Origin of the sequence: Arthrobacter sp. FX8 (genome assembly GCF_026723805.1) — a bacterium.
Lineage (GTDB): Bacteria > Actinomycetota > Actinomycetes > Actinomycetales > Micrococcaceae > Arthrobacter.
Map to the genome: position 1 here is coordinate 2891333 of NZ_CP113505.1, position 15572 is coordinate 2906904.

Below are 15572 nucleotides of genomic sequence, written 5' to 3' on the forward strand. Positions count from 1 at the left end.
CATCTGGGTGGGGAGGCACCCACCCATGTTGTCCGGAGCCGTGTTGGCGGTGTGGAGTCCTACTTGCTGATGGCCGACTTCATCTCGTCGGTGGCCTTCTTGCCGGCATCATCCGGGGACAAGCGCTCGAAGAGGACCTCAGAGGTGTAACGCTTGATGATCTCCTGGATGGCACCGGCTCCCTTCGGCGGCGGCGCCGGCGCCTCGCCGAGCTCGTCTTTGATCTGGTCGATGAACTTGACCACCTTGACATCGGCCGGGGTGAGTTTCGGCTGGATCGCGGCCCGCACGTCGGAGTTGGGGTAGACACCCCGGTCAGCGAGGAGGGCCTCGCCGGCTTTGACATTGTTGGTCAGGAAGTTGATGAACTTGGCCGTTTCCTGCGGGTGCTTGGTGCGCGAGGAAGCTGACCAGAACTGCGACGCTTTGTACCAGAGGCCTGCATCAGCGGCAGAGCCGGTCTTGGTGGGGAACCGCAGAATCTTCAGGTCCCCGCCGCTTGCCTTTTCCAGGGCCGGCGCCTGGTTGGACCACCAGAAGGCCATGCCGTTCTTGCCTGTTGCCAATCCGCTCTGGTCAAGCGGGGCAGCCTCGGCTTCCACTACCTCGGACGCGGATGGGACTGCTTTCTTCTGGCTCAGCTGCTTCAGGAATGCCCACCACTCGGCGATATCGCTCGGCTCGAAGCCCAGCTTTCCATCGGAGGTATACAGGGATTTGCCGTTCTGCCGAAGCCAGACACCCAGGGACGCCTCGTCAGTTCCATAGGCTGCAGCGCCGTAGGTCCCCTTGGGCGACTTAGCGGTGATCTCAGCGGCAATGCGGCCAAAGTCGTCCCAGGTCCACTTGCTATCGTCCGGGAGCGGAACCCCGGCAGCCTGGAAGACGGCAGGATTGGCCAGGATGGTGGCCGCGTTAATGCCGGCGGCAATCCCCGTCAGCCCCTTCTCGCCCTTGCCTGCGTTGAGTGCTGCCTCGTCCAGCTTGGAGGTGTCGATGTCGTACTTGGACAGGTCAAGAAGGGCGCCGCGGCTGGAGTACTCCGTGATGTACTTCTCGTCCATCTGAATGATGTCCGGGGCATCGTTGGCTGCCACCTGCGTGGCCAACTTGTCCCAGTAGCCGCTCCAGTCCCCAAACTCCGGCTTGATCTTGATCTTGGGATTTTCGGCTTCGAACTGCTTGATAGCTTCCTGCGTCAGTTGGGCGCGTTTGTCGCCGCCCCACCAGGAGAAGCGAAGCTCAACGGTTCCGTCAGCGTTCTGCGGAGCGGCTCCCCCGCCGCAGGCGCTGAGGGCAAGGACGGCGGCGACGGCAGCGGCGACCGCACCTGCTGTACGGGTTCGGCGCAATGGGCGTGAAGGTGGTACCCCTGCCGGCTGCTTGGCAGCGGATGCAGGACGGGGAAATAGCGGCACTGTGTAACTCCGATCTTCTTTGATCCAGGTGCGGTGATGTTGGGGCTGGCCGGTGGCATGGCCGTCGAGGTTTCGAAGGCCGGCCACAGTCCGCGAAAGCGCTTTCTGTACCTAATGCTACAAGTTCGTTACTTGTATTACAAGATGCGGACGAAATGCCCCCGTCCCGTGACGCACGAACGGCCCGTCGCTGGCGACGGGCCGTTCGAACAGATAGTGCAGGGGGTACCGCGGCGACGGGCGAGGCCTGCCGTTATTTGATTCCGGTGGTGGCGATGCCCTTGATGAGGAACCGCTGGCCGAAGAGGAAGACCAGGAAAACCGGCAGCAGGGACACGATGGACATGGCAAACAGGGAGCCCCAGCTCGTGGCCGACTGCGAATCCACGAAGGCCCGCAGGGCCACCGGAACCGTGAACATGTCCGGGTCCGTGAGGTAGATCAGGGCGCCGAAGAAGTCGTTCCAGGTCCAGATGAAGGTGAAGATGGTGGTGGTGGCCAGGGCCGGCACCATCAGCGGCAGAATCACGCGAAGGAAGATGCGCGGGTGGCCGGCTCCATCGATTCTGGCGGCCTCGTCAAGCTCCTTGGGGATGCCGCGGATGAACTGCACCATGAGGAAGACGAAGAACGCATCCGTGGCGAGCAGTTTGGGGACGATCAGCGGCCAGAAGGTGTTCACCCAGCCGATCTGCGAAAACAGGATGTACTGCGGAACGATCACCACGTGGAACGGGAGCATGATGGTCAGCAGCATGATGCCGAAGAACAGCTTCTTGGCGGTGAACTGCAGGCGGGCGAACGCGTAGGCAGCCATCGAGCATGAGACCAGGTTGCCCAGGATCGATCCAATCACGACGATCGCGGAGTTGATCATGTAGTGGCCGAACGGATGGGTCAGGGCCGACCATCCGGACGTGTAGTTGCTCATTTCCAGGCTGTTCAGCCACAGGCCCGGTTCACGGAAGATCATCTCGTTCGGACGCAGCGAGGACACCACCATCCACAGCAGCGGGTAGATCATCAGCGTGCCGGCGAGGATCAGAATGCCGTGCTTCATCAGCGATTTGCTGCGCTGGGCACGGCTGAAGGCCAGGGTTCCCCGGGACTCGCGGACCCTGGGCTTGCGGTTCGTAGGCTTGCCGGCGCCCCCGGACTTCTTCTCCGGGGTGGGCAGCGTCTCAAGCTTAGTCGTCATAGAAAACCCAATACTTAGAAGCGATGAAGTTGATGGCGGTGAAGACGCCGATGATAAGCAGCAGCACCCACGCCATGGCTGAGGCGTAGCCCATGTCGAACTGGCCGAAGCCCTTTTGGTAGAGGTACAGGGTGAAGAACATCGTCGAGTCGGATGGTCCGCCGTTGCCGCCGGAGACGATGAACGCCTGGGTGAAGGACTGGAACGAACCGATGATCTGCAGCACCAGGTTGAAGAAGATAATCGGGCTCAGCATCGGCATGGTGATCCGCCAGAACTGCTGCAGCGTGGTGGCACCATCCACCCTGGCCGCCTCATAGTACATATTTGGGATCTGTCGCAGCCCCGCAAGGAAGATGATCATGGGAGCGCCAAAGGTCCAGACGTGCAGCAGGATGATGGATCCCAGGGCGGTGCTGGGATCCGAGATCCAGCCGGGACCCTGGATCCCGAACATGGCCAGCACCTGGTTGACCAAGCCCGTGGTACCGAAGATCTGCTTCCACAGGATGGCGACGGCCACCGAACCGCCCAGCAACGACGGAAGGTAGAACACCGAGCGGTAGAACGGAAGGCCGCGGAGCCCCTTATCCAGGACGAGCGCGATCAGCAGTGCAACAGCCAGCTGCAGTGGAACACCCACCAGGACGTACGTGAACGTAACCCGCAACGAGTTGTGCAGCCGGGCATCGCTGAGCATCCTGGTGAAGTTGTCCAGCCCCGTCCATTCAGGCGGCTGCAGCAGGTTGTAGTCCGTAAAGGACAGGTAGAGGGACATCAACATGGGGCCGATGGTGATAGCCACCAGGCCCACCAGCCACGGGAGCAGGAAGATGTAGGCGGCCTTGTTGTCCCGCCCGTTGGCCTTCTTCTCCTCAGCGGTGGCTTTGCCCTTCCGCCGGCTCAGCGAAGACAGTTCGCTGATGGCGCTCACGGTTGCTGCTCCGTCACGGACAGCAGGCACGCTGCGGCCGGCAACTGGGCCGGACGGCGCGTCCTGGGAATATGTTTTGCGGCCATGTGGTCTCCTTCGGTCATCGTGGCCTCCACGTTTCGGTCATCGCCAGGCGATGGGGGATCGGGACTCCCTTTGCGGGCCCGCTGCATGCCCGCCAGGGCTGGAGCGGTTCCGCCCGCCGGGAGCGTCGTTTTAGAAAGCGGCTCCGTACCAAAGTAAACGGTTTCTTGACTCCTGTACAGCCCTTTGTTAGTTTTTGAGAAAACGTTTTCTGTTACATGTGGCAGGGGGACGTGACTACCAAATATGAGGGGACAACAATGAGGTTTGGTCTCAGGAAATCGGTAATGGGAATCACCGGCGCCGCCGCCGCACTGGCTATTGTTCTTACCGGCTGCGGCAACAGCCCGCAGGCCGGGAAAGTAGGGACTGCGGAGGATCCCGTCACGATCCGGTTCGCATGGTGGGGCAACGACTCCAGGGCAAAGACCACCATGGAGGTCATCAAAGCCTTCGAAGCCGCCAACCCCACCATCAAGGTCCAGGGCGAGAACACCGAATTCAGTTCCTACTGGGACAAGATGGCCACCCAGATCGCCGGCGGAACCACCCCGGACGTGATCGCCATGAGCGGCGCCTACCCCAGCGAATACTCCAGCCGCGGCGTCCTCCTGGACCTCGACAAGGTCAAGGACCAGATCGACACCTCGAAGTTCGCCGACGGGACCGTTGACCTGGGCAAGATCAACGGAAAGCAGTACACCATTACGGCGGGCGTCAACTCCATGTCCATGGTCCTGGACCCCAAGGTCTTCGAGTCCGCCGGGGTGCCGCTGCCGGACGACGAAACCTGGACCTGGGACGACTACGCGCGGATCGCCGCGGAAATCACCAAAAAGTCGCCCGCCGGCACCTTCGGCACGACCCCCATGGCCAACGACTCCTTCCTTGCCGTCTGGGCGCGCCAGAATGGCCAGGAGCTCTACACGGACGACGGCAAGAAAATGGGCATCAGCGAGGACACGCTCGCCAAGTGGTTTGAGCTCAACAAGAAGCTGATGGAAACCGGAGGCGCCCCCTCCGCGTCCCAGACCGTTGAGGACGGTTCCGCGCAGCCGGAACTGACGCTGATGGGACAGGGGAAACAAGGCATGAAGATTTCCTGGAGCAACCAGATGACGTCCTACTCGGGTGCACCCCTGGTCATGGCCAAGCTGCCGGGTGAGAGCAAACAGCCTGGCGCCTGGCTGCGGTCCTCGATGGAATACGCCATCTCGTCCAAGTCCGCGCAGCCCAAGGAAGCGGCCCTTTTCATCAACTATCTGGTCAACAACATGGATGCAGCGTCCAAGATCAAGAGCGACCGGGGCATGCCTGCCAACACCGAACTGAAGGCGGGCATCACTCCACTGCTGAAGGAAACACAGCAGAAGGAGGCAGCGTACCTGGACCGCATCGCCGCCCTGAAGGTCGAGGCCCCCAAGCCGTTCCCGGCAGGATCATCCGCAACCCTGGAAGTTTTGAACCGTTACAACACGGATGTACTCTTCGGGAAGATCTCCCCAAGGGACGCAGCCAAGGGCATGATCTCCGAGGTTAATCAGAACCTCGCGTGAACCGGACCGACCGCGCTGTAATAGCAGAATCACCGCCGAAAGGAGGCAGGCTGGATGACCCCGACAGCACGCCCCAGTGCCATTGCCGGCTATGAAGACTGGCCTGCCTACGTCCGGAACCATCCACGGCATCAGGCCTCCGCCCCTCCTGCGCAGGAGTTCTCGGACGCCTTGGGTGTTCCCGGCGCATGCGCACCTTCCGGACTAACCGTGCACTGGGAGGAAACGCACGACGGCGCCACCACCTCCCAGCTCAGCTGGCAGTTGGGCTTCGGCCCACGGACCACGGGCTGGCTGGTCCGGCCGGCCGGAAGCTCCGGGCCCCTGCCGGGGGTCCTGGCGCTGCACTGCCACGGCGGCAACAAGTTCGGCGGCGCCGACCGGCTGGTGGAACTGCCGGACAACCATCCGTCGGCGGCGGCAGCCCGCGCCGGCCACTACGACGGCCACGCCCTGGCCACCGACACCGCTCGCCGCGGCTTCGCTGTGCTGGCCCATGACTCTTTCGCCTGGGGCAGCCGCAAATTCGACCTTTCTGCTCCCCCTGGCGCACTTCCGCCGCACTGGACGCGCGGCGGGCACAATGGCGGGACGACGGCGTCGTACCTTCCGACGCGGACGATTACAACGCCGCTGCGGGCTTTCACGAGGACACGGTGGCCAAGGCCGCAGGGCTGCTCGGCAGCAGCCTCGCAGGCATGGTGGCACACGACGACCTCGCCGCGCTGGACATCCTGGCGTCCCTGCCGGACGTCGACCAGGACAGGCTGGGCTGCATCGGATTCTCCGGCGGCGGCGGCCGTTCCCTGGCCCTGGCAGTCCTTAGTCCGCGTATCCGGGCCGCCGTGGTGTCCTGCATGATGACCACCTTCGAGTCCCTGCTCCCGGCCTACCTGGACGCCCATTCGTGGCTGCTGCAGACTCCCGGGCTGTGGAAGCTGGGCGACTGGCCCGAACTCACCGCCCGCGCAGGAGCCGCCCGGTTCCTGGTGCAGTACGCCCTGGCCGACGATCTCTTTCCGGAAGACGGAATGCGCCAGGCGCACCGGATACTGGAATCCCTGTACGGGGGCACCGACAGGTACACGGGCAGCTTTTGGCCCGGCGGGCACGTCTTCACCGCGCCCATGCAGGACGAAGCCCTTGAGTTCCTGGCCAAGACGCTGGCCTTCTGACCCTCTTCCACAACCTCCCCAAGGACCCACGTGACCACACAGCATTCGGCGGAATCCACATACCGGCAGCCCCCGTCCACAGACCTCCCCAGGGTGGCCCTGGTGGGCGTGCACGGCTTCGGCGAGCGGCACCTTGCCAACCTGGCCCGCCTTGAACAGGCAGGCGCCCTTGAACTGGTGGCCGTCGCCGATCCCAACCCGCCGCAGCCCGGCAGCCTGGCCGGTTCGGTGGCTGTGTACCCGGACATGGACGGGCTGCTGGCCGCCCAGCCGGGCGTCGACGTCGTCATCATTGCCACCCCCATCCAGACCCATGCTCCCCTGGCCCTCGCCGCCCTGGCAGCGGGCAAGGACGTGTATGTGGAAAAGCCGCCGGTAGCATCCCTCGCCCAGTTCCAGGACGTGCTGGCAGCCGCCGGGAAAGCGGGCCGCCTGGTCCAGGTAGGCTTCCAGAGCCTGGGATCGCACGCCCTGCCCGCCATCAGGGACCTGGTGGCCGCCGGGGACATCGGCACCGTCCTGGGCATCAGCGCCACCGGCCAGTGGCTCCGGACCACGGCATACTTCAAGCGCTCGCGCTGGGCCGGGAAGCGCAGCCTCGACGGCGTGGACGTGGTGGACGGCGTGGCCACCAATGCCCTGGCACACGCAGTGGCCACCGCCCTGCATCTGGCCGGGGCACACACCCTGGCGGACATTGCCTCCGTGGAAACGGACCTGTACCGGGCCAACCAGACCGAAAGCGACGACACCTCCGTGCTGCGCGTCCGCACTTCCCAGGGAACCACGCTGCTGTGCGCCCTCACGCTCTGCGCCCCGGAACAGCTGGACCCCACGGTGACCGTGCACGGAACCCTGGGTGACATCACCCTTTCCTACACCAGCGATGAGGTGGTCATCACCACGCCCGACGGCGAGCGCCGGGAGACCTACGCGCGGACGGACCTGCTGGAGAACCTGCTCGAGGCCCGGGCCACGGGGCTCCCCTGCTCTGCGCCCTTGAGGACACCGGCGCGTTCACTGCCGTCCTGGAGGCCATCCGCACCTCTCCGGCACCGGCCCCGATCGACGCCCGGTACGTCACCTGGGAGGGCGGGGGCGACGACGCCCACCCCGTGGTCCCGGGCATCACCGACCTGATGGCCCGCGCCGTCAAGGCGCAGGCAACGTTCGCCGAACTCGGCGTCCCCTGGGCCCGCCCGCTTCCGCCGGTCCGGACGCTGACCGTTGGGGGCCGACCGGTGGCGGACTACCAGGACGGCAGCCATATCCGGGCAGTATCCTCCCCGCGCCCCTACCTGCACCCGGTCCGGACACTGGCCGGAACCGTGGTGACGGACCACCAGCCGCTGGACCACGTGTGGCACCTGGGGGTTGGGGTGGCGCTGCAGGACGTGGACGGGGTGAATTTCTGGGGCGGCCGCACCTATACCCGGGAAGCCGGGCAGTACGTCTGGCGTCCTGATCATGGCAGCATCGTCCGCACCGCCACCACGGCGGTGCAGGCCGACGCCGGCGAAGGGCGTGCGGGCAAGCTCCAGGAAACCCTGGACTGGAACGGGCCCGACGGTGCCCCCATCCTGGTGGAGGAGCGCTCCTGGGCGTGGTCCGGCGTCGCGCCCTCCATCTGGCGGCTGTCCCTCGACTTCGCGCTGTCCCCCGCCGGTGACAAGCCGGTCAGCCTGGGCAGCCCGGGATCGAACGGACGCTTCGAGGGCGGTTACGGTGGCTTCTTCTGGCGCCTGCCCCCTTGCGGTGACGCCGCGGTCTGGACGCCCGCCGGTTCCGGTGAGGCGGAGGCCCACGGAAGCGTCACGCCCTGGCTCGCCTGGTCAGGAAAGTTCGACGGCGGGCCCGCCACCCTGGTGTTCGTCGCACCGGAAGGGTCCACGGATCCCTGGTTTGTCCGGGTGGACGGCTACCCCGGAGTGGGCCAGTCCCTGGCATGGGACGCCCCCGTGACGGCCCGGCCGGGCAGTCCCGTGCGGCGGCGCGTCACCGTCTTTGTGGCCGACGGAATCCTGTCCACAACCGACATCGAAGATTTGACCAACCAGCAGGGGGACCCGTCATGAGCCACACAACAACATCAGCCGTTTCCGGGCGGGAGGCGCGGGTGGCTCCCGGGTCCAGGACGGACCGGGCCATCAAGCGCCAGCGTGTCCTGGACATTCTCGACGCCGCCGGGCATGACTCCGTGCTTCTCACCACGAACACCGCCCTGACGTGGTACCTGGACGGCAGCCGCGTCCACATCAGCCTGGCCGGCGATCCCATCGCCGCCCTGCTGGTGGACCGGGACGGCGACCACCTGGTCACGTTCAACAACGAAGCCGGCAGGATCGCGGCCGAGGAGCTTCCCGGCGGCGTCAACCTGCACACCGTGCCCTGGTACGGGAACCTGCACCAGGCCGCGGCCGCCGTCGGAAACGGCTCCCGGCCGCTGGCGGAAGCGGACGTCTCTTCGCAGCTGCGGGCCGCCCGGCAGCGGCTCCTTCCCGCTGAAAGCGCCCGCTATTCCATCCTCAGCGCGGAACTGGCCGCCATGATGACCGATGTCCTGTCTGCCGCCCGCCCCGACACCACGGAATTCGAGCTGGTTTCGGCCCTGGCGGGCCGGGTGGTGGCCGCCGGCGCGGAGCCGCTGGTCCTGCTGTGCAACGGCAGCTCCCGCACCACCTTCCGGCACCCGTTGGCCACGCACTCCCCCTCGGCAGGCGTGCCATGGCCGTCGTGTGCGCCCGCCGCGAAGGCCTGGTTGCCAACATCACCCGCTGGATCAGGTTCGACGCCGGCACCCAGGAAGAGCGCGACGCCGAGGCGCGCATCGCGGCGGTGGAAGCGGATGTTTTTGACGCCACCGTCCCGGGAGTCGGGCTGGACAGGATTTTCGCCGAGATCCAGGCATCCTACGTGCGGCACGGTTTCGGGGCGGACCAGTGGGAGCAGCACCACCAGGGTGGTCCGGCCGGCTACGCGGGCCGTGACCCGCGGGTGACATCCGAAGCCACCGACACTGTGGTGCTGGACCAGGCCTTCACCTGGAACCCTTCCGGCCCCGGCGTCAAGATCGAAGACACGGTACAGCTCACGGAATCCGGACTTCGAGTGCTCACCGTGGACCCGCGCTGGCCTGTGGCCACCGTGAATGGGCTGGACCGGCCGGTGACGCTGCAGCTGTAAGGCGCTTCTGCAGGCATCACGTAAGCCCCGGGACCTTGCGGTCCCGGGGCTTAGTTGATGGTCCTGCCGGCCCTTGGCTTACGGAAGCTGCAGTTCACCGTCCACGCGGCGCGGGATGCCCAGGGGGTTGTCCTCACGCAGTGCCGGGTGCAGCACTGCCTCCGGGGCGTCCTGGTAGGCCACCGGCCGCTGGAACCTGCGGACCGCCGTCGCGCCCACCGAGGTGAACAGTGACGTGGTGGCCGGGTACGGGCCACCGTGCTGCTGGGCCCAGTTGACGGCCACGCCCGTGGGCCAGCCTTCGAACAGGACGCGTCCTGCAAGTCCGGACAGCTGCTCCACCAGGCCTGCGATGTCCTCACCGGGCTGGGCGTGCAGGGTGCCGGTCAGGCTCCCCGGGACCTTGGCCAGGACGGCGGACAGTTCGTCCTGGCCCGTGTATTCGATGAGGATGGTGGTGGGGCCAAAGCACTCCTCCAGCAGCTGCTCCGGGCGTTCCAGCACCTTGGCGGCGGTGGTGGAGAAGACCACCGGAGCGGCGCCGTTGGCGGCCGCGTCCTGGTCCACGGCGCCGCTGACCACCTCCACGCCGTCGACTGACGCGAAGGCGCGCAACCCGTCCGGGTAGGCTTCCGCGATCCGGCTGGTGAGCATGCCCAGGGCCGGCTTGTCCTTGCTGGCCTCCGCCACGGCCCCGGCAAACTGCGTCCCCGCGGGGATGAACACCAGGCCCGGCTTGGTGCAGAACTGGCCCGCCCCAAGGGTGAAGGAGCCTGCCAGTCCGGCGGCGAGTTCCGCGGAGCGTTCCTCCAGTGCCGCCGCGGTGATGACCACGGGGTTCAGGCTCCCCAGTTCCCCGTAGAACGGGATGGGGTCGGGGCGGGAGGTGGCAAGGTCGAACAGGGCCCGGCCGCCGGGGATGGACCCGGTGAAGCCCACGGCCTTGATGGCGGGGTCCTGGACCAGGGCTGTTCCCACTTCACGGCCGTGGACCAGGGCGAACAGGCCGTCCGGTGCACCCGCGCCGCGAAGCGCCTCCGCCACGATCTCCGCCGTGCGTTCGGACAGCCGCAGGTGGCCTGAGTGTGCCTTGACGATGACCGGGCACCCGACGGCGAGGGCCGAGGCGGTGTCACCGCCTGCCACGGAGAAGGCAAACGGGAAATTGGAGGCGGAAAAGACGGCAACAGGGCCGATGGGCTTGAGGATCCTGCGGAGGTCAGGCCTGGGCGGGGTGGCAGCGGGATCCGCGTGGTCGATGATGGCTTCAAGATAGGAACCCTCGGTGATCACCCGGGCGAACAGGCGCAGCTGGCCGGTGGTGCGGGCCACCTCCCCCGTCAGCCGCGGGGCACCCAGGCTGGTCTCGGCGTCCGCGATGTCCACCAGTTCAGCAGCATTGGCGTCCAGGGCGTCAGCCACCGCGTTCAGCCAGCCGGCGCGCTCTGCGTCAGGGGCTGCGGCCGAGATCCTGGCTGCTGCTGTGGCCGCAGCGGTGAGCTCTGTCAGGGAAAGCGTTGCAGTTGTCACGTCAGGTACCTGTTCGTCGTATGGAAGTTCATGGCTGCGGGGTTTCCCGGAAGCGGAAGCCCAGTCCGGGCCGGTCCGCCAGGGCCACCCTGCTGTTGGCGAACCGCACCGGCGACGGGCCGGCCAGGATCCCCAACTGTTCGAAGGATGCCTCCTCGACGTCCTCCACCATGGTGGGCTCCGCCAGGGTCAGGGCCAGCTGCCCGGACAGTTCGGGCAGCAGGTGCGGCATGATCTTGATGCTGTTGGTCCGTGCCAGCTCAACGATCCGCCGGAACGGGGTAATGCCGCCCACCCGGATGATGTTGGGCTGGATGATGTCCACCGCCTCCGCCTCTATGAAATCGCGGAACCGGTAGATGGTGTGCAGGTTTTCGCCAAGGGCGATGGGCACGGGCGAGTGCTTCCGGAGCCTGCGGTAGGCCCAGAGATCGTCCGCGCGGATGGGTTCCTCCAGCCATTCCAGCCCGAATTCGGCCAGCACATCGAGGGCCCGGAAGGTGGTGGGCAGGTCCCACCGCTGGTTTGCGTCGATCATGAGCCTGCGGTCCGGGCCCAGGACGGAGCGGACGGCGGCAACGCGTTCGCGGTCCTCGCGGAGGTCCGGTTTGCCCACCTTGATCTTCACTGCCTGGTGGCCGGCGGCAACCCAGCGTTCAGCCTGTGCCACCAGCTCGTCCAGGGTGTAGTGCAGGTTCACGCCGGAGCCGTAAACCTCGGCTGATTCCTGCCGCTGGCCCAGCAGGCCGGTGACCGATGTCCCGGCACGGCGGGCCTGCAGGTCCCACAGCGCCAGGTCCACACCAGCCATGGCGATGGTGGTGAGCCCTCCGCCGCCGGCCTCGTGCAGCCGCTTCCAGAGCACGTCCCACACGCCCTCGGGGGTGGCGGGCAGACCGGCGATGAAAGGGGCGATGTCGTGATCAAGCAGCGCCTTGACTGCCTGGGGACCGATGGTGGGCGTCCAGGAGAAACCAAAGCCCGTGCCGCCGTCGTCCGTGTGAACCTCCGTGGCGATCACGTGGTTCTCCGGCGCCTCTGCGCCCCAGCTGCGGCGCAGCGGAACGGTGAGGAGCCGCGTCGACAGGCCGGTGATGCGCGGAACGGTACGGACGGCTTCGGCCGCCGGTGCGCCCATCAGTGCCCGGCCAGCTCGTAACCCTTGGCCAGGATGGCCTTGAGCTCCACGAGCTGTTCCTCCGTGGGGTCCACCAGCGGCGGGCGGACGGAACCCACCGGCATTCCGCCCAGCCGGAGGCCCGCCTTGATCAGGGAAACGCCGAAGCCGGGGGTCTGGTCCCGCAGGCGTACCAGGGGTGCGTAGAAGCCCTCAAGGAGGGCGTTGCGCCGTTCCTCGTCTCCGGCAGCGTAGGCATCGTAGTAGGCCTTGGCGATCTCCGGGGCCATGGCGAAAGCCGCCGAGGAGTATAGCGGGATGCCCAGACCGCGGTACGCGCCCTGCGTCAGTTCGGCGGTGAGCAGGCCGTTGAAGAAGGCGAAGTCCTTGCGGCCCGTTGCCTTGACCGCGGACACGATTTCCTGGGCGAGGCCCACGTCGCCAAGACCATCCTTGAAACCGATGACCTTGGGGTTGGCGGCGAGCTTGGCCATTGACGCCGCGGTGAATTTGGCGTTGCCGCGGTGGTACACGATGACCGGCAGGCTGCTGGCGTTGGCCACGGCCTCGATGTAGGCCACCAGCCCGTCCGTGGGGCCGGTGACCAGGTACGGCGGAAGCACCAGCAGCGCGTCGGCGCCTGCTTCCTCGGCAGCCCGGGCGGCTGCGAGGGCGTGGCCCAGGGGTCCGCCCGCACCGGCCACCACAGGGACTCGCCCGGCAACGACCTCGACGGCGGCCGCCACCACGGTGCGGACCTCCCCGATGCTGAGGGCGTGGAATTCGCCGGTGCCGCAGGCGGGGAAGACGCCGCCCGGGCCGAAAGGCAGCCGGGAGCTGATGTGTTCCTTGAGCAGTTCCACGTCAACGGCACCTTCGGCCGTGAACGGGGTGACGGGGAAGAACAGTACGCCGTCGAATTTCATGATGTCTCCTTGCCTCCGGCGCTGGCGGTAACCAGCGTGGAAGCCTCGTCGTTGAGGGTTGGGTGGGACTTGAGTTCTGTGCGCCAACTGCGCTTGGGCTGCCAGCCGAGCAGTTCCCGGGCCTTGGCAATGGAGAACGCCGGGTTGGTTCCGGTCAGGCCGGCGCTGAGCGCTTCGCTTCCCGGCAGGAATTTTGGCATCAGCTCCGCCAGGGGCGCGGTGGCCAGTGCGTCGGCTGCCCCTACGAAGAAGGTTTCCCCGTTCGGAATGTCCGCCATTTTCTGCAGCAGCAGGTCCAGGAAATCAGCCACATCCCGGGCGTCCACGTAGTTGAACAGCGCCGGAGCGGAGAGGGCGGGGTCGGCCAGGCGTTCGGCGAGCGTGTGCCCCTGCTGGGTGGGGGCACCGTCCCATTCCTCCGGCGAGATGACAAAGCAGGGACGAAACGCCGCGTACCGGATCTTCTCTCCCTGCGCCGTGGCGAACATCTGCATGGTCTGCTCGGCGATGAGCTTGGACAGCGCGTAGGCGTTCCAGGGCTTGGGCGGCGTGCGCTCGTCCAACGGGAACGACGGCGGCAGCCACCCCGCCGGGCATCCGTAGCCCAGGACCGTGGGGCTGCTGGCGGTGACGATTTTGCCAACGCCCAGTTCCGTTGCGGCGCTGATGACCGCGAAGGCGAGCCGGGTGTTGGTGGCGAAAATGACGTCCTCGGGTGCGCTGAACGGTACCGCGATCGCCGCAAGGTGGATGACGGCGTCGGGCCTTGCATCCCGAAGGAGGCGCAGTGCCTCGCCCGGCGCCAGGAGGTCCGCGGTCTCCTGGACGACGCCGGCCGGCAGGAGCCCGGCGGGGACGGCGTCACGGTCAACCGAGACCACCTCATGGCCCGCCTGGGCCAGCCCCGCCACCACGCTGCGGCCAAGGCGGCCCGCGCCGCCGGTCACGAATATCCTGCTCATGGTTTTTCCTCTACTTGGCGCGGCGAAGGTCGACGCCGAGGTCCAGGTCCTCGACCCGGACGGGCAGGGACGATTCCAGGGAGCGGTTGCCTGCGATGCCCACGGACACTGAACGCAGGCCGTCCAGGTAACCGGAGGGCCGGCCCAGGGGGTCCTCGCCCGGTCCGTTGAAGAGGTCCGACAGCAGCAGTTCGTCACCGCCGCCGTGCCCGCCTTCGCCGTTGACGATCGGCACCTCGTAGGCGGCCTCCCAGTGGCGCTGGACCACCAGCCGCTCGCCGTTGCGGCGCACGGCGTCCTCTTCCTCCACGGGGGTTGCGGAAGGGTCCACGACGGTTTTCTGGTCGGTGCTGTGCAGGACGGCGGCGCGTTCCACCACTTCAAGCTCCGCCCGGCCCTCGGTGCCGTTGACCGCCACCCGGTAGCCTTCCCAGGGGCTGTGCGCGTTCAGCGAGTAGCTCAGGCGCGGCCCACCCTGGTACTCCACCACCAGGGCCAGGTTGTCCTCAATGGTGATGCCGGCGGTGAAGACATCCTGGTCGCGGCGGTAGCCGTCGTAGTGTTCGTTGTCCAGGAACAGTGCCTTGAGCCGCTCGTCCTCGCGCAGGTCCAGCGCGAAGGGGTCCTTCTCGCCGGCGGGGGCATCGGCGTCGGGCGTTCCCCGTTCCGGGCGTGGGCCAAGGCCGCGCTCGGCAGCGTTCTTGTCGCCATAGAACTTCAGGCCACCGGAAGCGAAGACCCGCTCCGGGACGTCGTCGATCCACCAGTTGACCAAGTCAAAGTGGTGCGACGCCTTGTGGATGAGCAGCCCGCCGGAGTTCTTCTTCTCACGGTGCCAGCGGCGGAAGTAGTCCGCGCCGTGGACGGTGTCCAGGACCCAGCTGAAGTCGACGGACGTGACTTTGCCGATCACGCCGCTCTGGATGATTTCCTTGAGCGCGCTGTTGCGGGGCGAGTAGCGGTAGTTGAACGTGACCACCACGTTCCGGCCGGTTTCCTGGACGGCCTGGGTGATACGGCGGCAGCCTTCGGCATCGATGGTCAGTGGCTTTTCGACCACGACATCCGCTCCGGCACGAAGACCCTCAACAATATAGTCCGCATGGGTGTAGTCCGGGGTGGTGACAATAATCCGGTCGATGCCGTTGGCCTGGATAAACGCTGTCAGGTCCGCGGGATCAAAGGACGCCACCGGTCCCGGCGCGCCCAGTTCCTGGATGAGCTTCTGGTAAAACTCCACGCGTCCGGGATTCACGTCGGAGAACGCCACCAGTTCGGCGGTATCGGCGTGCTTGCCGAAGATGGCCCGGATGTACATCTCGGAGCGGCCACCGGTGCCGATCAGGGCGATGCGGGTCTTCCCGCCGTCCTTGGCAGTGGCCTGGGCGGCAGCTGCGGCCGACGTCGTCTCGGCTGTGTTGACCATGGGGTCCCTTTCGAAAGCTCATTGAACGGCCGTGGGAACGGCGGCTGTGGATCAGCGGCGGCA

General features: G+C 66.6%; 9 protein-coding genes and 3 pseudogenes. 4 read left to right on the forward strand and 8 right to left on the reverse strand.

What is annotated here, in order from left to right:
- Positions 1-59: 59 nt before the first annotated feature.
- From OUO20_RS13490 to OUO20_RS13500, 3 genes are all read right to left on the reverse strand, one after another.
- Entirely contained in the window at positions 60-1418 is a 1359-nt protein-coding gene (locus OUO20_RS13490) for an ABC transporter substrate-binding protein (RefSeq protein WP_134164126.1), read from the reverse strand.
- A gap of 253 nt (positions 1419-1671) precedes the next feature.
- Positions 1672-2616, reverse strand: a complete 945-nt coding sequence (locus OUO20_RS13495; protein ID WP_018768928.1) for a carbohydrate ABC transporter permease — start codon at positions 2614-2616, stop codon at positions 1672-1674.
- The gene (locus OUO20_RS13500; RefSeq protein WP_268001934.1) at positions 2606-3550 is read right to left on the reverse strand and encodes a carbohydrate ABC transporter permease; all 945 of its coding nucleotides are present in this window, start codon (positions 3548-3550) and stop codon (positions 2606-2608) included. The genes OUO20_RS13495 and OUO20_RS13500 overlap by 11 nt, the downstream gene beginning before the upstream one ends.
- Before the next feature lie 371 nt (positions 3551-3921).
- Between OUO20_RS13500 and OUO20_RS13505 the strand changes: the two genes are divergently transcribed.
- The 4 genes and pseudogenes from OUO20_RS13505 (at position 3922) to OUO20_RS13520 (ending at position 9548) form a co-directional block, all read left to right on the forward strand.
- Positions 3922-5190, forward strand: a complete 1269-nt coding sequence (locus OUO20_RS13505; protein ID WP_268001935.1) for an ABC transporter substrate-binding protein — start codon at positions 3922-3924, stop codon at positions 5188-5190.
- Between the two features lie 54 nt (positions 5191-5244).
- Positions 5245-6365 (forward strand): annotated as a pseudogene (locus OUO20_RS13510) (acetylxylan esterase).
- A gap of 30 nt (positions 6366-6395) precedes the next feature.
- A pseudogene (locus OUO20_RS13515) lies at positions 6396-8440 on the forward strand (DUF6807 family protein).
- Positions 8437-9548 (forward strand): annotated as a pseudogene (locus tag OUO20_RS13520) (M24 family metallopeptidase). The pseudogenes OUO20_RS13515 and OUO20_RS13520 overlap by 4 nt, the downstream one beginning before the upstream one ends.
- Before the next feature lie 78 nt (positions 9549-9626).
- On the opposite strand, the gene OUO20_RS13525 reads toward OUO20_RS13520, so the two are convergent.
- From OUO20_RS13525 to OUO20_RS13545, 5 genes are read right to left on the reverse strand one after another with little or no spacing between them, the layout of a single operon-like run.
- On the reverse strand, positions 9627-11078 hold the full coding sequence (locus OUO20_RS13525; RefSeq protein ID WP_268001936.1) for an aldehyde dehydrogenase (NADP(+)): 1452 nt from the start codon (positions 11076-11078) through the stop codon (positions 9627-9629).
- 28 nt (positions 11079-11106) lie between these two features.
- Positions 11107-12216 (reverse strand): mandelate racemase/muconate lactonizing enzyme family protein, encoded by a 1110-nt coding sequence (locus OUO20_RS13530; RefSeq protein ID WP_018768934.1) that lies wholly within the window; start codon positions 12214-12216, stop codon positions 11107-11109.
- Positions 12216-13121, reverse strand: a complete 906-nt coding sequence (locus tag OUO20_RS13535) for a 5-dehydro-4-deoxyglucarate dehydratase (RefSeq protein ID WP_018768935.1) — start codon at positions 13119-13121, stop codon at positions 12216-12218. The genes OUO20_RS13530 and OUO20_RS13535 overlap by 1 nt, the downstream gene beginning before the upstream one ends.
- Positions 13118-14083, reverse strand: a complete 966-nt coding sequence (locus OUO20_RS13540; RefSeq protein WP_018768936.1) for an NAD-dependent epimerase/dehydratase family protein — start codon at positions 14081-14083, stop codon at positions 13118-13120. Before OUO20_RS13540 ends, OUO20_RS13535 begins: the two co-directional genes overlap by 4 nt.
- Positions 14084-14093: 10 nt before the next feature.
- Positions 14094-15509 (reverse strand): Gfo/Idh/MocA family protein, encoded by a 1416-nt coding sequence (locus OUO20_RS13545; protein WP_018768937.1) that lies wholly within the window; start codon positions 15507-15509, stop codon positions 14094-14096.
- Between the last annotated feature and the right edge of the window lie 63 nt (positions 15510-15572).

What these genes read in the sequence shown, in the direction of transcription:
- OUO20_RS13505 (WP_268001935.1), top strand. Translation starts at nt 3,922, where the DNA reads ATGGGAATCACCGGCGCCGCCGCCGCACTGGCTATTGTTCTTACCGGC.
- OUO20_RS13540 (WP_018768936.1), bottom strand. Translation starts at nt 14,083, where the DNA reads ATGAGCAGGATATTCGTGACCGGCGGCGCGGGCCGCCTTGGCCGCAGC.
- OUO20_RS13545 (WP_018768937.1), bottom strand. Translation starts at nt 15,509, where the DNA reads ATGGTCAACACAGCCGAGACGACGTCGGCCGCAGCTGCCGCCCAGGCC.
- OUO20_RS13535 (WP_018768935.1), bottom strand. Translation starts at nt 13,121, where the DNA reads ATGAAATTCGACGGCGTACTGTTCTTCCCCGTCACCCCGTTCACGGCC.
- OUO20_RS13495 (WP_018768928.1), bottom strand. Translation starts at nt 2,616, where the DNA reads ATGACGACTAAGCTTGAGACGCTGCCCACCCCGGAGAAGAAGTCCGGG.
- OUO20_RS13530 (WP_018768934.1), bottom strand. Translation starts at nt 12,216, where the DNA reads ATGGGCGCACCGGCGGCCGAAGCCGTCCGTACCGTTCCGCGCATCACC.